This is a genomic window from Breoghania sp. JC706 (assembly GCF_037026715.1).
Lineage (GTDB): Bacteria > Pseudomonadota > Alphaproteobacteria > Rhizobiales > Stappiaceae > Breoghania.
Genome location: NZ_JBANCG010000013.1, coordinates 51,941 through 73,010 on the forward strand (window position 1 = coordinate 51,941; position 21,070 = coordinate 73,010).

The following is a 21,070-nucleotide window of genomic DNA, read 5'->3' on the forward strand; positions in this document are numbered from 1 at the left end:
CATGTCGCGCTTCTTCATTGAGCGGCCAATCTTCGCCGCCGTGCTTGCGATCGCCGTTATGCTCGGCGGGCTTCTGGCGCTCTATTCGCTTCCGATCTCGCAATATCCTCAGATCTCTCCGACAACAGTCCGGATTTCCGCCACCTATACGGGGGCGGACGCGCAGACGGTCGAGAATACGGTCACCAAGGTGATCGAGCAGGGTATGACCGGCATCGACTATCTCGACTATATGACGTCGACCTCGTCGCAGACCGGCAGTTCCTCGATAACGCTGACGTTCACCAACGAAGCGGATCCGGACGTTGCCCAGATGCAGGTGCAGAACAAGCTGCAACTGGTCGAAAGCCAGCTACCGCAGGCTGTCACGAATACGGGTGTTACGGTCACCAAGTCCTCCGATAGCTTCATGATGGTGATCGGTTTCGTGTCGAAGGACGGCACACTGACCAACACCGACTTGTCAGACTGGGTCGACAGCAATCTCGATGATCGTATCAGTCGACTTGAGGGGGTTGGCTCGACACGCCTGTTCGGCGCGGAATATGCCATGCGGATCTGGCTCGATCCGTCGAAGCTCGAGAAATACTCGCTTATGCCGAGCGATGTGACGTCGGCTATCAAGGCGCAAAATACCCAGGTCTCGGCCGGACAGCTTGGCGCGCGTCCTCAGGTCAACGGGCAGTTGCTGAACGCAACCGTAACGGCAAAAAGCCGTCTTCAGACCGTCTCGCAGTTCGAGAATATCATCCTGAAATCGTCGACCGATGGTTCGCTGGTTCGTCTGAACGACGTGGCCCGTGTTGAAGTCGGTTCCGACAGCTACAACACGGTCTCCAAATATAACGGCATGCCCGCCGCTGGCCTTGCGGTCTATCTAGCAACCGGGGCCAATGCGATCAGTACCGCGGCTGCGGTGAAGGACGTCATCGCCGATGTCTCGCCGACCCTGCCGTCCGGGGTTGAGGTCGTCTACCCCTACGATACGACGCCGTTTGTTGAGCTTTCGATCGAGGAAGTGGTGCGCACGTTGTTCGAGGCCATTGTCCTCGTCTTCGTGGTGATGTTCGTCTTCCTGCAGAACTTCCGTGCGACGCTCATCCCAACGCTTGCCGTCCCCGTGGTTCTGCTCGGAACCTTCGGAATGCTGGCGGTCTTCGGGTATTCGATCAACACGCTCACCATGTTTGCCATGGTGCTCGCAATCGGTCTTCTCGTCGATGACGCCATCGTCGTGGTTGAAAACGTCGAGCGCGTTATGGAGGATGAAGACGTCTCGCCGAAGCAGGCCACGATCCTGTCCATGCAGGAGATCACGGGCGCGCTCGTCGGTATCGCGACGGTCCTGTCTGCCGTGTTCATTCCGATGGCGTTCTTTGGCGGTTCGGTGGGCGTCATCTATCGTCAATTCTCCGTGACGATCGTGACGGCCATGGTCCTTTCGGTTCTGGTGGCGTTGATCCTCACGCCGGCGCTCTGCGCGACGATCCTGAAGCGCCCGAAGGAAGGGGCCAAGGAAAAGGGTATCTTCGGGCTCTTCAACCGTGGTTTCGATCGCACAACGCGCGGTTATCGCAATGGCGTGCGCGGAATGCTTATGCGGCCTATTCCGTTCATTGTCATCTTCGTCGCCATGATTGGTGCGGCTGGATACATGTTCGGTAAAGTGCCGAGCGCGTTCATTCCACAGGAAGACCAGGGCATCCTGCTCACCAGCATTCAGCTTCCGCAGGGCGCTACCTCGCTCCAGACGAATGCCGTAATCGACCAGGCGACCAAGCACTTCCTGGAAGACGAGAGCAAGTACGTGCAGGGCGTGATGAGCGTGGCCGGTTTTGGCTTCGGCGGTCAGGGGCAGAACGTCGGCCTCATGTTTATCCGCCTGAAGGATTTCGATGAACGGAAAACCCCCGAGGCATCGGCCAACGCGATTGCCGGGCGGGCGATGCGGATCTTCTCGCAATTCAAGGATGCGCAGGTCTTTGCCCTTGCGCCTCCGGCGATTCCCGGTTTCGGCGTCACCAGCGGTTTCGACCTATATCTTCAGGATGCAGCCGGGCAGGGGCATGAGAAACTGATTGCCGCGCGCAACCAGTTGCTTGGCAAGGCGGCGCAGAGCCCGCTTCTCGCCAATACCCGTCCGAATGGCATGGAGGATTCCGCTCAGTACCACGTCGATATCGATGAAGAGAAGGCGAGCGCCTATTCACTCGATCTTTCCGACATCGATGACACGCTGTCGACGGCCTGGGGAGGGACATACGTCAACGACTTCATTTACGAAACTCGTATCAAGTCGGTCTATGTGCAGGGCGATGCGAAATACCGCATGCAGCCGGAAGACATAGACAAGTGGTATGTCCGGAATTCCGATAATGACATGGTGCCGTTCTCGGCGTTTGCGGTGGGAAACTGGACCTACGGTTCGCCGCGGCTCGAACGTTTCAACGGCCTCTCCGCCGTCGAGATCCAGGGCAGCGCCGCGGCTGGAGCCAGCTCCGGTCAGGCGATGGACGAGATTCAGCGGCTGATCAAGACCCTGCCTCAAGGCTACAGCTTCGAATGGGTCGGGTTGTCGGCGCAGGAGCAGATTGCTGGCAATCAAGCCATCTACCTTTATGCGGTTTCGACGTTGGTCGTGTTCCTGGCTCTCGCTGCGCTGTACGAGAGCTGGAGCATTCCGTTTGCCGTGATGCTGACTGTTCCGATCGGTATTCTCGGCGCCCTGATCGCGGCGCTTCTCTTTGACCAGTCGAACGACGTGTACTTCAAGGTCGGTATGCTCACGACCATCGGTCTGGCGGCGAAAAACGCCATTCTGATCGTGGAGTTCGCGCTGGAGTGGCAGAAGCAGGGCAAGGATCTGCTGGGCGCCACGCTGGAAGCAGCACGGCAGCGGTTACGGCCGATCCTGATGACCTCGCTTGCCTTCATCCTCGGCGTGCTGCCGCTGGCCATTGCTAACGGGGCGGGGTCTGGTAGCCAGAACGCGATCGGTATCGCCGTGATGGGCGGCATGATCGCCTCCACCGTGCTTGGCGTCTTCTTCGCGCCGCTGCTGTTCGTGCTCGTGCGGCGGGTCTTCCCCGGCAAGCAGAAAGACAACGGCGGGACGAAGGACGGCGCGGAGGAGGCCGCCGCGGACGGCGAGGGCTCCAAGGTCTGATCGAACCGATCGCTCTAACGATCTGGCGCGCGTCGCCTGATCATCGGCCGGCCGGGTGGCGTGCTGCCCGGCCGGAAACATGTTCGCGGATCAGGCGACTTTTCCGTCTGCACCGTAAACCTTGCGCCTGCGCAGAGTGAGTGACGATGACTTCTTCGACGGTCCCCGCTGACATAATCGCCATCGATGCTGCAGATATCGATGAGGAAGCGCCGCTGCTGCACCTCAACAATGCGCATGCGACGGAACTGAGCTACCTGACGGCGCCCGAGATGCGGAAACTTGTCACGGAATGCTGCGTTGCCGCGCGGATCGGTGCAGGGAGGGCCTTCGTTCTCGCCGTCGGCGAAAATGCGCAATACGAAAGTCCGAATTTTCGGTGGTTTCAGGACCGCTTCGATCGCTTCGTCTATATCGACCGGGTTTGTGTCGATCCGAGCGAGCGCGGAAAGGGGTTTGCGCGCCGGCTGTATGCGCATGTGTTCACCCATGCGCGGGAACTCGGCGCGCCGCGGGTCGTTTGCGAGGTCAATGCAGAGCCGCCGAACCCCGCTTCGGACGCCTTTCATGCTGCGCTTGGGTTCGAGGAGATCGGCACAGCCCTCCTCGAAGAGCGTGGCAAGCGCGTTCGCTATTTTGAAAAGCGCGTCTGACCAGCCGGGTTCGGTTGGAAGTCTTGATCCAGGCAACTACTGGCGGATCACGATCTCGACGTCGTTCATGCCGTACTGACGCACAAGCCGGTAGAGCGTTCTGGCATTCTTCGGATCGAGCCGCACGCAGCCGTGCGAGGCTGGGCTGCCAAGACGGCGGATCGCGTTCGTTCCATGGACGGCCCAGCCCTTGTGGAAGAAGACCGAATAGGGCATCGGCGCGTTGTCGTATTTTCGCGAGCGCCACATCTTGTGGATGCGGTACGGCTGATAGCGACCTACGGGCGTGATGTATCCCCGCCGGGCCGTGGATACCTTCCATTTATGCAGAAGGATCCCTTCATTGTACACGCTGAGCCGCTGATCGGAGAGATCGACGACAGCGACGATGCTTGGACCTTCGTAACCCAATCCGAAGTTGGCGCTCGCGTGGGCCGTTGCCATCAGGCCGATGGACAAGCAGGCAGAGAGGATAAGCTTGCGAAACATGGATGCCCCCCAGACATGTCTGACGTTCGGGCATGTTAAGCGCTATCGGTAAAGAAAAGTGTGACTGAGACCACTTCGCGGCGCGCAGGGGGAGTGCCGGTGTGGCTCGTCGCGCCCGCAAGGACGCTGCGGCATCGATTGCGGGAGGCGTGGCCCCAGGGCACGGAGAGGGATCAGTTGTGGAAGCGCAGGTTCCGGATCTTGGGATCGTCGCTTTCGGTGACGGAGCTGTACGTGCCGTTGAAGCGGATGCCCACTTCACGCGGCGAGCGCCAGACGACTTCCGCATCGATAAGCGTGTTGTCGCCACTGTTGAACAGACGGATGTTGTCTGGAACGTCGCGAGCGTTGGCGACCTTGAGGCGCGCGCCTTCCTCCGACAGATCGCGGATCAGGCAGTCGATCAGCAGGGCGCTGCGCCCGTAGACGATCTTGCCGCCTTGCAGCATCCGCTTGCGGTGCGACTTGCGCCGGTCCGAGTAGTCCATGTCACGACTCTTCCAAGTAAATTGCCATGGCGAGAATAGTCGTGGGAGGTGAATAGATGATTACAGATGCGCGGTTTGCTGGTTGCGGTGACAAGGGGCGGATGCGCTGATCCGCCCTCCCGAAGGTCCGCTAATTTTGCTATAGAGCGGCAAGGCGTGGCGGCAGGCGCGGTACCGCGAAGATGGCCGGGAGGGGTATGACAATGGAAATTCTCGTTCTTGGACTGGTCGTTTTCGTCGGCGCGCACGCGGTGCCGGCGCGACCGGCCTTGCGGGCGGCGCTCGTCGGGCGTCTGGGGGCTCGCGGCTACAGGGCAGCATTCGGGATCCTGTCGCTGCTCGGTTTCGTGCTCATCGTCTACGGTTTTGGCCTGGCAAGATCGGAAGGCGTGCCTGTACTCTATTATCCTCCTGCCTGGACGCGGCACATCGCGATGCTGCTGATGCTCTTCGCCTTCATCCTTTTGCCGGCCACCTATCTGCCGGGGCGGATCAAGGCGACGGTGAAGCACCCCATGATCACAGCGGTGAAGACGTGGGCTCTGGCGCACCTGCTGGTGAATGGCGATGTGGCCTCGCTCGTTCTATTCGGCACGTTCCTCGCCTGGGGCGTCTACGACCGGATTTCGCTGAAGCGGCGTCCCGCACCGGAACCTGTGCGGGGATCGCTTCGAAACGACATCCTTGCGGTGGTCATTGGCGGCGCACTCTACGCGGCCTTTGTCTGGAAGCTCCATCTCTGGCTGATCGGCGTTCCCATTCTCGCTTGAGGCGAGTTCGGGAGCGAGCGACCAAATTCGAATGATCGTATCTGTATCTGGAGGACAGTTGCCATGTCGGCACACGCACAGACCCGCCGCCTGACGGCGGTGGATATCGCCAACCGCAAGGGAGGCGAGCCGATCGTGTCGTTGACCGCCTATCATGCGCACACGGCGCGCCTCATCGATCGTCACGCCGATTTCATGCTCGTCGGCGACTCGCTCGGCATGGTGATGCACGGTCTGGAATCGACCATCCCCGTCACCGTTGAAATGATGATCCTGCACGGCCAGTCAGTGGTGCGCGGTTCGGAGCGTGCTCTGGTCGTCGTCGATCTGCCGTTCGGTTCGTATGAGGAAAGCCCCGAACAGGCATTTCGCACGTCCGCCCGTGTGATGAAGGAGACGGGTTGCGGCGCCATAAAGCTCGAAGGCGGACGCCACATCGCCCCGACCGTGCGCTATCTCACGGAGCGCGGCGTGCCGGTCCTCGCCCATGTCGGCCTCACACCCCAGTCCGTCAACACGATGGGCGGCTTCAAGGTTCAGGGGCGCGACGAGGCAAAGTGGCCGGAAATTGAGGCCGACGCGGCAGCGGTCGCGGAGGCGGGAGCTTTCGGAGTTGTCCTTGAAGGACTCGTGGAACCGCTCGCTGCGCGGATCACGCAACAGATCGCGATTCCGACGATCGGGATTGGTGCATCGAGCGCCTGCGACGGACAGATCCTGGTTCTGGAGGACATGCTGGGGCTTTCGCCACGCGTTCCGAAATTCGTCAAGACATTCGGCAGGCTTGCTGACGCCATCGATTCCGCTGTGGGCGATTATGCGCAGGAAGTGCGCGCGCGTACCTTCCCGGCGCCGGAATATGTCTATGGCATGCCGAAAAAGCTCGCGTCGGGCGAGTAAGTCCTGCAATTTCCGCCCGTGCCGGCCGTAAATTCGCCATGACCTCGACGCATGAGGGCGATGGCGCGTTTCGGGCGGCCGCGTGCCGGCCCGTCAGATTGCGTCGCCGGGGGGGAGCATGTATGGTCCGGCGGCGTTCGGGTCCGTCTTCCTTGTGAGAGCGGAGCCATGCAAAGTACGGATCCCTCAGTCGGAATTGCTCCGGCTCGCCTTGGGGAGCCGGGGATCTTGAGGAAGTTTCGAGCGAGGTTCGATGTCCGACATTTTTCGCGAGGTCGATGAAGACCTTCGGCGCGATCGTTATGGCAAGCTGTGGAAGCGGTTCGCGCCCTACATCATCGGCGTTGCGGTTCTGATCGTGGTTGGGACCGGTGGCTACCGGTTCTGGGAATATCAGCAGGCACAGAAATCGGCTGCGGCCGGTGACGTTCTCCTGACTGCGATCGAGGAGGGCGATGCCGGCGATCACGATGCGGCGCGTCAGGATCTTGCCAAACTCTCCGGTTCTCTTGGTGGTTATCCGATGCTCGCCCGTATGCGGACGGCTAGCGAGCTCGCCGCTTCGGGGGACAAGGAAGGAGCGCTCAAGGCGTTCGGCGAGATCGCCGACGATACGTCGCTCGATGGACGATACCGGGACATCGCGGCCATACGCGCCGGATATCTTGCCGTCGATCTGGAGAGCCGCGATCAGGTCAAGGCGCGCGTCGAACGCCTTGCGGACGCGGCCAATGCGTTGCGGGCGGCCGCCTGGGAAATCCTGGGCCTTGCCGCCTGGAAGGCCGGAGACATGGACGGCGCCGGCAAGTGGAATGCGATGATCCTGGAAGACAGGGAAGCGCCGGCCGACGTGAATACAAGGGCGCGGATGATGCAGGCGCTCATCCAGGCGGCGAAGGGGCCTGAAGTCGCCTCCGACGAAGGCAAGGCCGCCACGGACAAGGAAAAGACCCAGTGATGAGCAAGCGTACCCCTCGCGACGCCGCCGGCCACGGCAAGCCTATCCGTGTGGTGACGGCGGCCGTCCTGGCAGCCGCGCTGCTCGGAGGCTGTTCCTCGATATCCTCGCTTAATCCGTTTGCCGAGAAGGAGGAGATCCTCCCGGGCCAGCGCGAGCCGCTGTTCAAGGGCGCCGACGCGCTCCAGAGCGCCGGGATCGAGAAGAAAACTCCGTCCATTCCGGCTGCACACGCCATGGGCGAATGGAGCCAGGCAGGCGGAAACGCCGCCAACAATCCGGGGCACGTGGCGTTTGCCGGCAACGGCGCGCGCGCCTGGAAGGCCTCGCTGGGCGGAGGCGGGTCCTACAAGCTCTCGACCTTCGGCAGTTCCGCGCCGCGGGTTTCCGCGCGGCCGATCTTCTACCAGGGACGTATCTACGTCTATGAGCAGAATGGCGATGTCACGGCATTCTCCAGCAATGGCGGACGTCAGTGGAAAGTCGTGCTTCGGCCCGATGGCGAAAGCGATACGGCTCTTGGCGGCGGCGTCGCCGCCGACAATGGCAAGGTCTTTGCCGCCACGGGCTATGGCGCGCTCGTGGCGCTCAACCCCGGCAACGGCGCGAAGCTGTGGACGGTGCCGCTCGATGCTCCGGCTCGCGGGGCGCCGACGGCTGCGGGCGGCAAGGTCTATGTCGTGACGCAGACCAACGAGATTGTTGCCATCAACGAGGAAGACGGCTCGCAGGTCTGGTCCTATGCTGGAATTCCCGAGACCGCCGGTCTGCTTTCATCCGCCAATCCGGCGGTTTCCGGCGACACGGTGGTCGTGCCTTTCTCTTCCGGCGAAGTGACTGCGGTTGATGCCAAGGACGGAACGCCGAAATGGTCGGACGCCGTCAGCCGGTCCTACCGTACGCAGGCGATCTCCGGTCTGGCGGATGTGTCTGCGAGCCCCGTCATTGCGGGTGGCACCGTGGTCGCGACCGGCGTCGCCGGCCGCACGATCGGTGTCAGCCTGAAAACCGGCGAGCGGATCTGGGATCAGGATATCGGGGGCGTGCATACGCCCGCGGTGGCGGGCAATGCCGTTTTCCTGATCGATCTCAACGACCGGCTGGTTGCGTTGGACCTGAAGAACGGTGAGCCGATGTGGGTGACCCAGCTTCCCGTCGTGCGCACGAAGAAGAAGCAGTCGAACTGGGCTGGTCCGGTTCTTGCGGGCAACAAGCTCTGGATGTTCTCAAGTGACGGCCGCATGGCACAGGTCAATCCCGAGAACGGAGCGATTATTGCCAACCGTGAGACGTCCGAGCCGACCTACATGGCGCCGATCATCGCCGGAGGCCGCCTGATCGTTGTGGAAGGCAAGGGCGATATCGTCGCCTACAACTGACGACGCCAGACTCTCGAACAACAAAAGGCCGGCGTGCCCTTCGCGCGCCGGCCATTTTCGTGTATTCCGCACGCCAATCGGCCGCGTACCTGCGGTCCATCGTCATGATTGAGGAGCGAAGGGCGTGAACGCGACCGTCGCGATTATTGGCCGTCCCAATGTGGGCAAGTCGACCCTGTTCAACCGTCTTGTCGGCAAGCGCCTGGCGCTGGTCGATGATACGCCCGGCGTTACCCGTGATCGCCGGCCCGGCGAGGCGCGTCTCGGCGACCTGCGTTTCACCATCGTGGATACGGCCGGGCTGGAGGATGCGGACAAGGCGAGCCTTGCCGGCCGCATGCGTCAGCAGACCGAAGAGGCGATCCAGGACGCCGATGTCGTTCTGTTCGTGATCGACGCCCGCGCCGGCGTTACGCCGCTCGATGCGCATTTCGCGGAAGTCGCGCGGAAGATCGCCCGGCCCGTGATCCTGCTCGCCAACAAGGCCGAAGGGCGGGCAGGCGAGCCGGGCATCTATGAGTCCTATTCGCTCGGCCTCGGCGAGCCTGTGCCCATTTCCGCCGAGCACGGCGAAGGGCTTTCCGAGCTCTACAGTGCGCTTCGCGAGCAATTCGAGAAGCTGGAAGCGGCGGAGGAGCCGGCTGACGAGGCCGAAACGGACATCGCCATCGATCCGGATGGCGAGGATGAGGACGATGACGAACCCGCTGGAACCGTCGAGCGGCCGCTGCGCGTCGCGATCGCGGGGCGGCCGAATGCCGGCAAGTCGACGCTGATCAACAAGCTCCTTGGCGAGGATCGCTTGCTGACCGGACCGGAAGCGGGCATCACGCGCGATTCCATCTCGGTGGACTGGGTCTGGCGCGAGCGGCATGTGAAGCTGTTCGACACGGCCGGCATGCGCCGCAAGGCCCGCGTTCAGGAAAAGCTCGAAAAGCTCTCGGTTGCGGATGCGTTGCGGGCAATCAAGTTTGCCGAGGTCGTGGTCGTCACGCTCGACGCGAACATTCCGTTCGAAAAGCAGGATCTGCAGATCATCGATCTCGTTCAGCGGGAAGGCCGGGCTCTGGTCATCGCCTTCAACAAATGGGACACGATCGAGGACCGCACCGAGGTCTGGACGGAAATCAAGTACCAGGCCGAGCGATATCTGAACCAGGTGCGCGGCGTCGCCATGGTGCCGATTTCGGCGACGACGGGGCAGGGCCTCGACAAGCTCATGGAGGCGGTCTTCGACGCCTACAAGATGTGGAACGCGCGCGTCTCCACGGCCCGGCTCAACAAGTGGCTGGAAGGCGTGGTCGCGCATCACCCGCCCCCGGCGGTCGCCGGCCGGCGCATCAAGTTGCGGTATCTGACGCAGGCAAAGACACGTCCGCCGCATTTCGTGGTGTTCTGTTCGAGGCCTGAACAGCTGCCGGAAGCGTACCTTCGCTATCTGGTGAACGGCATCCGCGAAACCTTCAAGCTTCCGGGCACGCCGATCAGGCTTTCCTTCCGCAAAGGCGAAAATCCTTACGCGAACAAGGCGAAGAAGAAGCGGTAGCCACAAAAAGCGCCAAACGGGTCGGATCGACCCGTTTGGCCAAAAGGTGCTTCGGCTACTATGGCTGGAGCGCGCGATCTATTCAGCGACAAAGCTGTGGAGCTGTCGGCTCGGGAAATCGTAGAGCGCGCCCGTCTCGTCGAAGGCCGGAGACAGCAGGTCCATAATCGGACCGACGATTTCGCTCGGATGCGGCAGGGTTTCCGGATCTTCCCCCGGCATGGCCTTGGCGCGCATGGCTGTGCGCATCGGACCGGGATTGACGAGGTTGGCCCTCACCTTGCTCGTCGTCGCCGTTTCGCCTGCGTAGGTGCGTACCAGTGCTTCGAGCGCGGCTTTTGAGACCGAATAAATGCCCCAGTACGGCTTGCACTTGTGGGCTGCACCTGAGGAAATGAACACGGCGCGGCCGGCGTCGGAAGCGCGCAGGAGCGGATCGAGCGAGCGGATCAGCCGGTAGTTGGCGGTCACGTTGACCGCCATGACCTCTTCGAAGTCCTTCGGGTCTATGTGGCCGACCGGCGAAAGAATCCCTAAGAGCCCGGCATTGCCGACAAGCATGTCGAGCTTGCCCCATCGCTCGTAGATGGAGGCGCCGAGACGGTCTATTGCCTCGAAATCCATGAGGTCGAGCGGTACGAGCGTGGCGCTCCCGCCGGCCGCCTGAATTTCGTCGTCCAGATCCTCAAGCCCGCCGACCGTCCGGGCGATCGCAACGATATGTGCGCCTTCCGCCGCGAGCCCCTTGGCCAGCTGGTAACCGATACCGCGTGACGCACCGGTCACGACGGCGAGCTTTCCTTCGAACCGTTTGGCCATGGTCGAGCGACTCCGTGCAGGAGGAGGAAGGATATTCGCGAGGAAAGACGTTCAGCTGACCTCGACAAGACGGTTGAGCTGGCGAACCTCCGCACCTCCGGAGCGATCCGTGAGAGAGGTCGGATAGTCGCTCGTGAAGCAGGCGTCGCAATATTGCGGCGCGTCGCCGTTGCGCCCCGCTTCGCCAACCGCGCGGTAAAGGCCATCAATGGAGAGGAAGGCGAGGCTGTCGACCTTGATGTAGTCCGCCATCTCCTCGATCGACATGCGCGATGCGAGCAGCTTCGACTTTTCGGGGGTGTCGACGCCGTAGAAGCAGGAATCCCGCGTCGGCGGCGACGCAATGCGCATGTGCACTTCCTTGGCACCCGCCTCGCGCACCATCTGCACGATCTTGAGCGAGGTGGTGCCGCGCACGATTGAATCGTCCACCAGCACCACGCGCTTGCCGTCGAGCATCGCCCGGTTGGCATTGTGCTTCAGCTTCACACCCATGTGGCGGATGGAGTCGGTGGGCTGGATGAAGGTTCGGCCGACATAATGGTTGCGGATGATGCCGAGTTCGAACGGCAGGCCTGCTTCCTGCGCGTAGCCGATGGCCGCCGGCGTGCCGGAATCGGGAACCGGAACGACGATATCGGCATCCACGCCGGATTCGCGGGCCAGTTCCTCGCCGATACGCTTGCGCACCGAATAGACATTGGTGCCGTTCACCGAGGAATCGGGACGGGCGAAGTAGACGTACTCGAAGATGCAAAAGCGCGAATGGTTGGATGTCGTGTGGAACGGCTTCATGCTCTGAAGGCCGTTCTCCGTGATCACGACGACCTCACCCGGCTCGACGTCACGTACGTAATGAGCGCCGATGATGTCGAGTGCGCAAGTCTCCGACGCCAGCACGTAGGTGCCGCCGAGATCGCCGAGGACGAGCGGGCGCACGCCGAGCGGATCGCGCGCGCCAATCAGTTTCTTCTCAGACAGGGCGACGACCGCATAGGCGCCTTCAAGCTGGCTCAGCGCATCGATGAGCCGATCGACGAAGGCGCTTTTCGCGCTCATCGCGACGAGATGGATGATCGTCTCGGTATCGGACGTGGACTGGAAGATCGATCCGCGTTCCTGCAGGGCCCTCTGCAACGTCTGAGCGTTGGTCAGGTTGCCGTTGTGGGCGACCGCAAAGCCGCCGCCGGCGAGTTCGGCATAGAGCGGCTGGACATTGCGCAGGACCGGGGCGCCCGTCGTCGAATAGCGGGTATGGCCGATGGCGCGGCTGCCCTTGAGCCGTCCGATCACCGATTGCTTGGTGAAGTTGTCGCCAACGAGGCCGATATGGCGTTCGTTGTAGAATTGACGGCCATCGAAAGAAACAATGCCGGCTGCTTCCTGGCCGCGATGCTGAAGCGCATGCAGGCCCAGCGCAGTCAGGGCACCGGCGTCAGGATGCTCATAGACACCGAAGACGCCACATTCGTCATGAAAGTGGTCGTCCTCCCTTGCGTCGTCGGGCTGGGCGAGCACCGGGGACACGGAAGGAAGCGTATTGTCGCTCATGGCTACTCCTGGGCCTGGCATATTGCCCGGCTATCGCGCTGCGGTCACGGTTTCTCGACCATCGCGCCTGACTATTCGCACTTCTGGTACTCGATCAATTGGCAGATTTCGAGGCTTCGATCTGCTGCTCGATTCCGCTTCTTTCGCGATCGGAATAACCGGCATTGTCGTCGCTCTCTGAAGAGGGAGCGGCTGCGCCGTCGTCTCGCGTTGCGCCGGGCTTGCGGAACTGATTGATGAGGCTCGACTCCGAATCCTCGGGCAATGCCGCAATCAACCGCTGGCCGATCGAGTTCAGCAGCGGCTTGGACTTTGCATTGGCGATCCAGCCCGGCTGCTTCGGCTCCTGCACGAACCAGTTGAAGAACATCATCGCGACGACGACCAGCAGAAGACCCCGGGCTGCGCCGAAGACGAAGCCGAGCGAGCGGTCCAGCGCGCCGATGCGGCTGTCCAGCACGAAGTCTGAGATTCTCATCGTGATGTAGGAGACGATGATCAGGGTCACCAGGAAGATGGTCGCCACCGACGCACCGAGGGCGATCTGCTCGTGCGAGATGTACTGCTTCGCGAATGGCAGAAGGACGCCATAGAACTTGTAGGCAGCGACAGCGGCCGCAAGCCAGGAGACAATGGACAGAACCTCGCGCACAAAGCCCCTGATCATCGCCAGCACGGCTGAAATCAGCATGATGACGATCAGAATTCCGTCCAGAAGAGTAATCGGCATGGCGTGCCAGGCTCCCGCGCTTCCTCAGCGGTTTGTCGCAGAACTCGATATCACGTTCGACCTGTCGCGACGAGGTCGCTGAGGCGTTTTTCTCGATTGAGCACAAGGCAATGCAAACATCGGCAGGGCTCAGGCGTCATCGCCGGTCCCGGCCGCGACCTCGGCAACAAGATCCCCGAGTTCCGCCATTCCGTGCACGGCCATCTCGCGCGCCGATTCGTCCTTGACGTTTGCCCGCGGCACGTAGGCTCGGGTGAAACCCAGTTTGCCGGCTTCGCGAAGCCGGACCGATGCCTGGGCAACCGGTCGGATCGCCCCGGAGAGGCTCACTTCGCCGAAATAGACGCTCTCGGAGGGAAGGGCAACCCCGCTGAGAGAGGACACGAGCGCTGCGGCTACCGCAAGGTCTGCGCCGGGCTCGTTGACACGAAGGCCGCCGGCGACATTCAGATAGACGTCGGTCTGGCCGAAACGCACCCCGCAACGCGCTTCCAGAACGGCCAGGATCATGGACAGTCGGCTCGTTTCCCAGCCGACCACAGCGCGCCGCGGCGTGCCGAGCGGCGAGGGGGCCACAAGCGCCTGGATCTCGATCAGCAACGGGCGGGATCCCTCGAGGCCGGCAAAGACCGCCGCGCCCGGGCTGGCGCCATTCCGGTCGCCCAGGAAAAGCGCCGAGGGGTTCGCCACTTCGGCGAGCCCGGAACCGCCCATCTCGAAGACGCCGATTTCGTCCGTCGGTCCGAAACGGTTCTTGACCGCCCGCAGCACGCGATATTGGTGCATGCCATCGCCCTCGAAATAGAGCACGGCGTCCACCATGTGCTCCACGACGCGCGGACCGGCGATCTGGCCGTCCTTGGTGACGTGCCCGACGATGACGACGGTCGCCCCCGAGTTCTTTGCGAAGCGCACCATGGCCTGCGCGGCCGCGCGCACCTGGGTAACGGTGCCGGGGGCAGAATCGACCTGATCGCTCCACAGCGTCTGAACGGAATCGACGATGACGAGGGCAGGGGGCGGTCCGGCCTCCAGCGTGGCGATGATGTCTTCCACGCTGGTTTCCGCGGCAAGCGCCACGGGCGCATCCGCAAGGCCCAGCCGTTCTGCTCGCAGGCGCACCTGATCGACCGCCTCCTCGCCGGAAACGTATATCGAGCGGTGGCCGGCCCTTGCCAGAGCGGCCGAGGCCTGGATGAGCAGCGTTGACTTGCCGATGCCGGGATCGCCGCCCACCAGCAAGGCGGATCCGCGTACGAAGCCGCCGCCAGTGACGCGGTCGAGTTCCGTGAGACCCGTCATGATACGCGGCGCTTCGCGGCTCTCGCCGGAGAGACCAACGAGGGGCACGACCCGCCCACGCGATTTCGCGCGTAGTTTCGGGCTTGCCCCGATGCCGCCGACGCTTTCCTCTACGATCGTGTTCCACTCGCCGCATGCGTCGCACTTGCCCGCCCAGCGGGCTGTGACCGCGCCGCAGTTCTGACAGACAAATTGATGCGAGCGCTTGGCCATATCAGTCCGTTTTCGTTTGGAAAGGCGACTTGAGCCGATGTCGCGGGAAAAGGACACGGCGCAGTATGGATCGCCAGGGGCGCGGTGTCGCGAGGACCGGACGGCTCGAAGGTTCAGGAGCCGCCGATATAGGTGCGTGTGTAGCGGCTTCCAAGACCGGTCAAAAGCTCGTAACCAATCGTCCCGGCTTTGGCGGCGACGTCATCGACCGGAATATGCGGGCCAAACATCTCGACCCAGTCGCCCCGACTGCAATCGGCTTCCGGCACATCGGTGACATCGAGCGCGATGAGATCCATGGACACGCGCCCGACAAGCGGCACGACATGCCCGTTGACCCAGGCATTCGCCGGCTTGTGACCGCCACCGGCACCCGCGAGGCGGTGGTAGCCATCGGCGTATCCGATACCGACGATGGCGATGCGCGAGTCGCGGCGGAGGGTTTCGACCGCGCCGTAGCCGACGGTTTCCCCCTTTGCCGCCGAATGCGTGATAAGCACCCGCGCTTCGGCGGTCACGACAGGGCGCATGGGGTTTTCTCCATCGTCCATCGCGCGGCCGCCGTAGAGCGAAATTCCGGGGCGCGCGACGTCGAAATGGTAGTCGGCTCCGAGAAAGATGCCGGGCGAGTTCGCGAGCGAACGCGGGACGCCGGGAAAAAGCGCCGTCATTTCGTGGAACCGCTCAAGCTGACGGGCATTCAAGGGGTTTGCCGGATCCCCGCCGCAGACCAGATGGCTCATCACCAGCACAAGGTCGAACCGCGCCACAACGTCCTTTGCCGCGGCTATCAGGCGGGCCTCCTCAAGGCTGAGGCCCATCCTGTTCATTCCGGTATCGAGATGGATGGCGGCTGGAAGTCGTTGTCCGGCTGCCGCGCAATATTCCGCCCATTCAATGACTTCGTCCGGACAGTTGAGAACCGGAATCAACCCGCCTTTGCGGTAGGCCTCTGCTGCCCCGGGCAGGAGCCCGGCCAACACGAAGACACGGGATTCAGGAGCCGCAGACCGGGCTCGCAGCCCTTCGTCGGGCACAGCCGTGAAAAGGGTGCGGCAACCGGCCCGACTAAGTGTCGCGGCGGCCTTTTCCAGTCCCGTCCCGTATCCGTCGCCCTTGATTGCGGCGCCGCATTCCGTTTGTTGCGTCCGTTCCGCGAGACTGCGCCAATTGTCGGCCAGTGCCTCGAGATCGATGGTCAGCCTTCCACAAGCGAGGCCTTCCCTTTCCGCATGCGCCATCAGATTATTCCGCCGTACGTTCTGGCAGGTGATCGTCCTGTGCGAGATCGGAGAAGCGGGTGAATTCGCCGGCGAACTGCAGGTCGACGGTGCCGGTGGGCCCGTGGCGCTGCTTGCCGATGATCACTTCCGCGCGTCCGGCGACGCGGTCCATGTCCGCCTGCCACTTGAAGAAGTCTTCCGAGCCCTCGGGGGGCATGGTCTTGCCGAGGTAGTATTCCTCGCGGAACACGAACATGACCACGTCCGCATCCTGCTCGATCGAGCCTGATTCGCGAAGGTCGGAAAGCTGGGGCCGCTTGTCTTCGCGCGATTCCACCTGACGCGACAGCTGGGACAACGCAATGATGGGCACGTTCAGTTCCTTGGCGAGCGCCTTTAGGCCCGTCGTGATTTCCGTGATTTCCTGCACGCGATTGTCGGAGCGTTTGCCGGAGCCGGAAAGCAGCTGGATATAGTCGATCACCAGCAGATCCAGGCCGCGCTGGCGTTTGAGCCGGCGGGCGCGCGCGACGAGGTTCGAAATCGAGATGCCGCCGGTCTGGTCGATGTAGAGCGGGACCGTCTGCATATGCTGGGAGGCTGCCACGAGCATCTCGAAGTCGGCTTCGGAAATGTCGCCGCGGCGGATCTTGGACGACGATATCTCGGTCTGTTCGGAGATGATGCGGGTGGCGAGCTGTTCGGCCGACATTTCCAGCGAGAAGAATCCGACGATGCCGCCATCCACGGTCTTCATCGTTCCATCGGGCAACTCTTCCGCGCGATAGGCGGAGGCAACGTTGTAGGCGATGTTGGTGGCAAGTGAGGTCTTGCCCATGCCCGGTCGCCCGGCAAGTACGATAAGGTCGGAGTGCTGGAGCCCGCCCATGCGGGCGTCGAGATCGCGCAGGCCGGTCGAGATGCCCGACAACGCGCCTTCGCGTTGAAAGGCCGCGGCCGCCATGTCGATCGTGGAAGTGATCGCCTCGCCAAAGGTAACGAAGCCGGCGCTCGCTCCTCCTGTTTCGGCAAGAGCGAAGAGCCGGCGCTCCGCGTCGTCGATCTGCGCCGAAGGAGGCATGTCGATCGGGGCGTCGAACGCAATATTGACCATGTCCTCGCCGATGCGGATGAGGTCGCGCCGCATCGCAAGATCATAGATCGTGCGGCCGTAATCCTCCGCGTTGATAATGGACGTCGCATCGGCGGCGAGCCGCAGGAGATATTGCGTTGCGGTGAGATCGGCTATCTGGGTGTCGGCGGCAAAATACGTCTTCAGCGTGATCGGCGAGGCGACCTTGCCCGCGCGGATCAGCTTGCCCGTCATCTCGTAGATCTGCTGATGAGGCGCCAGATAGAAATGTGCCGGCTCGAGGAAATCGGAGACCCGGTAGAATGTCTCGTTGTTGACCAGGATGGCGCCGAGGAGCTGCCTTTCGGCTTCCGCGTTATGAGGCGCGGTGCGCGAGAGTGTCGGTGCAGGCTCCACTTTTGGCGCGATGCTGTTCATAAGCAATATCTCCTGGCGTAGCCCGAAAGGCGTGGGAATACCCCCGGGGCGCCGTTAATTCCCTATCCTCGAAAACGCCGGAACGCATTCCCCGATCCGCATTCTCCCGCAAGCGGCCCCCGGCCCCTTCTGGTTAGACTCAAGCGGCGGCGATCGGAAGTCATTCCCCGACGAAATTTTGTCGAGACCGGACGGGTGTGTGAATCCAGTGCGAATCGGCCACCCAACTGCGCATAAGATAGCGCAGGGCGTTGACTCCACCGATGCCGGCGAATCCTGAACATTCGGGATGGTCGAGGGGAAAACGGGCGGGAGGAGGCGCAAGGGCGCTTAACAGGCGGAGAGGCCGCAGCCCGCTCATTTTACCACCGCCGCAGATCCCCGCGGCGGTGGAGCACGATTTCTATTCGCCTGCCAGCCGGAGGCGCGGCACCTTGCGCTCAAGCTCGCGCAGGCGCTGTTCGGCTTCCATGATGTAGTCGCGCGTAAGAGGCACGGCTTCCTGATCCCGTGTGATCTGGATCTGGAAGACCATCATATCCTGATAGCGGAAGGCTGTCTCCGAGGCGGCGAGGTAAAATTCCCACATCCGGCAGAAACGTTCGTCGTAGAGCGCGCGGGCTTCGTCCCGCCGAGCCAGGAAGCGCTCCCTCCAGGCCTTCAGCGTTTCCGCGTAATGCAGACGCAGGATCTCGATGTCTGTGACCTTGAGCCCAGCCTTCTCGATTGTCGGGAGAACCTCCGAAAGAGCGGGGATGTAGCCACCGGGGAAGATGTATTTGTCGACCCAGGGGTTGGTCGCGCCCGGTCCGTCGAACCGGCCGATGGAGTGCAGGAGCATGACGCCATCCGGCTTCAGGAGCCGGTGCGCGGTCTTGAAGAATGTCGGGAAGTTGCCGACGCCGACATGCTCGAACATACCGACCGAAACGATCCGGTCGTATTGACCCTGGCAGTCGCGGTAATCCATCAGTTCGAACCGCGCCCGATCGGCAAGGCCGGTATCGGACGCGCGGCCGTTGGCGACGCCGTACTGCTCTTCCGACAGAGTCAGTCCGGTGACGTCTGCGCCGCAGAGGTCGGCCAGATAGAGCCCCATACCGCCCCAGCCGCAGCCGATATCGAGAACTTCCATGCCGTCTTCCAGGCACATCTTGGCCGCGATGTGACGCTTCTTGGCAAGCTGAGCATTTTCCAGATTGTCATCCGGGTGCTCGAAGTAGGCGCACGAATACTGCCTGTCGGAGTCGAGAAAGAGCCGATAGAGGGAGCCGTCGAGATCGTAGTGATGCGCGACATTGTTCTTCGAGCGTCGCTGGGTGTTGTGCTGGTGGAATCGACGCGTCAGCACGCGGAGCTTGTTGAGGATCCGCCAGGACCAGTTGATGGGAAGGCCTTCCGTGTTGCTGGTGATCACGGCGAGGAAGTCGTAGATGCTTCCTTGTGTGACATGCAGGCTTCCATCCATGAAAAGCTCGCCGGCCCGCAGCGCCGGGTCAAGGACAAGAAGCCTCTCGGCCGACTTGCTGGTCAATTCCACGGTGACGGGAGTTCCGGTCCCGTCGCCATAGGTGTCGCGGTTTCCGTTAGGGTATTGAACCGTCAGGGAGCCGTTTTTGATACAATTCTTCAAATAGGTGGCAAGCAACCGCCCCATTGCCTATCCCCTTGTCTATCAATGACGACAGCCAGATCCTCCTCGCCTGGCTCGTCGCGGGTTGTGACTTGATTGGTAACTAGACCAGCGTCGCTCCGTTTCAAGCTTAAATCAAGCGTTCGCAAACAATGTTAGAATTACGTAGGGGCAAAGAAAAACGGCGCCCGATGGAGGCGCCGTTTTCCAGAAAAGCAATATTGTGGCCGATCAAGGCCTTGGGTCATGCCTCTTCGGACATTTCCCCTTCGCCGGAGAGGTCGTCGGCATCGGCTTCCGCCGTTTCCTCGGCACCCTCTTCGCCCTCGACTTCCTCGTCCTCTTCGAACTCGAAGGTCTCGTTGTCGCGCTGCGTCAGGTCTTCGCCGCGGGCCTGACGTTCGGCCTCGTCCTCGGAGCGGGCGACGTTCACCTGAACGGTGACTTCGACTTCCGGATGCAGGACGATGATGACGTCGTGAAGACCGATCGTCTTGATCGGCGTGTCGAGACGCACCTGGTTGCGCAGGAGGGAGAAGCCGCCGGTGGTCAGTTCATTGGCGATGTCACGCGTGGACACCGAACCGTAGAGGTGACCGGTCGCACCGGCAGAGCGGATCACGACGAAGCTCTCGCCGTCCAGCTTGGATGCAACCTGCTCGGCTTCCTGGCGACGCTCGAGGTTGCGGGCCTCAAGCTGGGCGCGCTCGTTTTCGAAGCGCTTCTCGTTTGCCTTGGTGGCGCGCAGCGCCTTACCCTGCGGCAGCAGGTAATTGCGGGCGTAACCGTCGCGCACGCGAACCGTGTCGCCCATCTGGCCAAGGCGCGCAACGCGCTCGAGAAGAATAACTTGCATTCTGGATACTCCTATCCGTCTGTCCCGCCGGGCCGGACGACCGGGCGGTTAGGGGCAGGTCGCGGAGGATTCCGGCTCTGTCCCAGAGGGGCCGGCAAAACGAGCCGGACCGATACGGGAAAGCCGGGCGCAAGGCCCGGCTTTCCCGCAGCTTGTAGCTTAGCTGATCACGTAAGGCAGCAGAGCAAGGAAGCGCGCGCGCTTGATGGCACGGGCCAGCTCACGCTGCTTCTTGGCGGAGACCGCCGTGATGCGGCTCGGCACGATCTTGCCGCGCTCGGACACGTAGCGCTGCAGCAGCTTGATGTCCTTGTAGTCGATCTTCGGGGCATTGGCACCGGAGAACGGGCAGGTCTTGCGACGGCGGAAGAAGGGCCGGCGGGTCGGCAGCTGTGCGATATCGATCATCAGTTCTTCTCCTCGCTGTCGCGGTCGGAACGGCGCGGGCCGCGATCGCGGTCACCGCCGCGGCCGCCGCCGTCACGCTCGAAGCGGTCGCCCCGGCCGCGACGACGATCGTCACGGTCGCGCTTCTGCATCATCGCGGACTGCTCTTCCTCGTGTTCCTCGACCTTCAGGGTCAGGAAACGCAGCACGTCTTCATTGAGGCGCATCTGCCGCTCCATCTCCGCGACCGCGGGATGCGGGGCGTCGATGTTCATCAGCGTGTAGTGCGCCTTGCGGTTCTTGTTCACCCGGTAGGCGAGGGTGCGAAGACCCCAGTTCTCGACCTTGCCGACGGAACCGCCGCCATTGGTGATGATCGTCTTGAACTGCTCGACGAGCTGCTCAACCTGTTGGGCGGAGATGTCCTGGCGAGCCAGAAACACGTGTTCGTAAAGGGCCATGAATGCCTTTCCTCAAGTTGCAAACAAACCCGGCGC

19 protein-coding genes are annotated in these 21,070 nt (G+C 62.3%); 7 read left to right on the forward strand and 12 right to left on the reverse strand.

Translation table 11 applies throughout. The features are described from left to right. Nucleotide 1 precedes the first annotated feature (1 nt). Complete coding sequence (locus tag V2L18_RS21490; RefSeq protein ID WP_336180402.1) at nt 2–3,166, forward strand: efflux RND transporter permease subunit; 3,165 nt, start codon at nt 2–4, stop codon at nt 3,164–3,166. Nucleotides 3,167–3,312: 146 nt separating this feature from the next. After that, nucleotides 3,313–3,819, forward strand: coding sequence for a GNAT family N-acetyltransferase (locus V2L18_RS21495; RefSeq protein WP_336180403.1), 507 nt, complete (start codon nt 3,313–3,315; stop codon nt 3,817–3,819). 36 nt (nt 3,820–3,855) lie between these two features. On the opposite strand, the gene V2L18_RS21500 is transcribed toward V2L18_RS21495, so the two are convergent. Further along, nucleotides 3,856–4,308, reverse strand: coding sequence for a L,D-transpeptidase (locus tag V2L18_RS21500; RefSeq protein ID WP_336180404.1), 453 nt, complete (start codon nt 4,306–4,308; stop codon nt 3,856–3,858). A gap of 173 nt (nt 4,309–4,481) precedes the next feature. Next, on the reverse strand, nt 4,482–4,796 hold the full coding sequence (locus tag V2L18_RS21505) for a PilZ domain-containing protein (protein ID WP_336180405.1): 315 nt from the start codon (nt 4,794–4,796) through the stop codon (nt 4,482–4,484). Between the two features lie 203 nt (nt 4,797–4,999). On the opposite strand from V2L18_RS21505, the gene V2L18_RS21510 reads away from it, so the two are divergent. The 5 genes from V2L18_RS21510 to der all read left to right on the forward strand — a co-directional run bounded on the left by V2L18_RS21510 (nt 5,000) and on the right by der (nt 10,349). Next, on the forward strand, nt 5,000–5,566 hold the full coding sequence (locus V2L18_RS21510; protein ID WP_336180406.1) for an NnrU family protein: 567 nt from the start codon (nt 5,000–5,002) through the stop codon (nt 5,564–5,566). Nucleotides 5,567–5,629: 63 nt separating this feature from the next. After that, nucleotides 5,630–6,466 (forward strand): 3-methyl-2-oxobutanoate hydroxymethyltransferase, encoded by an 837-nt coding sequence (gene panB / locus V2L18_RS21515; protein WP_336180407.1) that lies wholly within the window; start codon nt 5,630–5,632, stop codon nt 6,464–6,466. 253 nt (nt 6,467–6,719) lie between these two features. Continuing rightward, nucleotides 6,720–7,424, forward strand: coding sequence for a tetratricopeptide repeat protein (locus tag V2L18_RS21520; RefSeq protein WP_336180408.1), 705 nt, complete (start codon nt 6,720–6,722; stop codon nt 7,422–7,424). Then, a complete protein-coding gene (locus V2L18_RS21525) occupies nt 7,424–8,803 on the forward strand; it encodes a PQQ-binding-like beta-propeller repeat protein (protein WP_336180409.1) in 1,380 nt (459 codons plus the stop codon). The genes V2L18_RS21520 and V2L18_RS21525 overlap by 1 nt, the downstream gene beginning before the upstream one ends. A gap of 124 nt (nt 8,804–8,927) precedes the next feature. Next, a complete protein-coding gene (der, locus tag V2L18_RS21530; protein ID WP_336180410.1) occupies nt 8,928–10,349 on the forward strand; it encodes a ribosome biogenesis GTPase Der in 1,422 nt (473 codons plus the stop codon). Nucleotides 10,350–10,427: 78 nt separating this feature from the next. Here the strand turns inward: der and V2L18_RS21535 are convergent, their stop codons facing one another. The 10 genes from V2L18_RS21535 to rpsF form a co-directional block, all read right to left on the reverse strand. Then, nucleotides 10,428–11,168, reverse strand: a complete 741-nt coding sequence (locus V2L18_RS21535; RefSeq protein ID WP_336180411.1) for an SDR family NAD(P)-dependent oxidoreductase — start codon at nt 11,166–11,168, stop codon at nt 10,428–10,430. Between the two features lie 51 nt (nt 11,169–11,219). After that, nucleotides 11,220–12,719, reverse strand: coding sequence for an amidophosphoribosyltransferase (purF, locus tag V2L18_RS21540; protein WP_336180412.1), 1,500 nt, complete (start codon nt 12,717–12,719; stop codon nt 11,220–11,222). Nucleotides 12,720–12,813: 94 nt separating this feature from the next. Next, a complete protein-coding gene (locus tag V2L18_RS21545) occupies nt 12,814–13,449 on the reverse strand; it encodes a CvpA family protein (protein ID WP_336180413.1) in 636 nt (211 codons plus the stop codon). A gap of 129 nt (nt 13,450–13,578) precedes the next feature. Continuing rightward, nucleotides 13,579–14,964, reverse strand: a complete 1,386-nt coding sequence (gene radA, locus V2L18_RS21550; protein ID WP_336180414.1) for a DNA repair protein RadA — start codon at nt 14,962–14,964, stop codon at nt 13,579–13,581. Between the two features lie 113 nt (nt 14,965–15,077). Then, nucleotides 15,078–16,205, reverse strand: coding sequence for an alanine racemase (gene alr / locus V2L18_RS21555; protein WP_336180415.1), 1,128 nt, complete (start codon nt 16,203–16,205; stop codon nt 15,078–15,080). Nucleotides 16,206–16,209: 4 nt separating this feature from the next. Beyond that, nucleotides 16,210–17,697 carry a replicative DNA helicase gene (locus V2L18_RS21560; RefSeq protein ID WP_336180416.1) on the reverse strand — a complete coding sequence of 496 codons (1,488 nt, stop codon included), beginning with the start codon at nt 17,695–17,697 and terminating at the stop codon, nt 16,210–16,212. A gap of 403 nt (nt 17,698–18,100) precedes the next feature. Further along, complete coding sequence (locus V2L18_RS21565; protein WP_336180417.1) at nt 18,101–19,354, reverse strand: cyclopropane-fatty-acyl-phospholipid synthase family protein; 1,254 nt, start codon at nt 19,352–19,354, stop codon at nt 18,101–18,103. Between the two features lie 220 nt (nt 19,355–19,574). Next, nucleotides 19,575–20,186: a 50S ribosomal protein L9 gene (gene rplI, locus V2L18_RS21570; protein ID WP_336180418.1), complete on the reverse strand. Its 612-nt coding sequence runs from the start codon at nt 20,184–20,186 to the stop codon at nt 19,575–19,577. Nucleotides 20,187–20,345: 159 nt separating this feature from the next. Further along, nucleotides 20,346–20,594 (reverse strand): 30S ribosomal protein S18, encoded by a 249-nt coding sequence (gene rpsR / locus V2L18_RS21575; RefSeq protein WP_336180419.1) that lies wholly within the window; start codon nt 20,592–20,594, stop codon nt 20,346–20,348. Then, the gene (rpsF, locus tag V2L18_RS21580) at nt 20,594–21,034 is read right to left on the reverse strand and encodes a 30S ribosomal protein S6 (RefSeq protein WP_336180420.1); all 441 of its coding nucleotides are present in this window, start codon (nt 21,032–21,034) and stop codon (nt 20,594–20,596) included. Before rpsF ends, rpsR begins: the two co-directional genes overlap by 1 nt. Nucleotides 21,035–21,070: the final 36 nt, after the last annotated feature.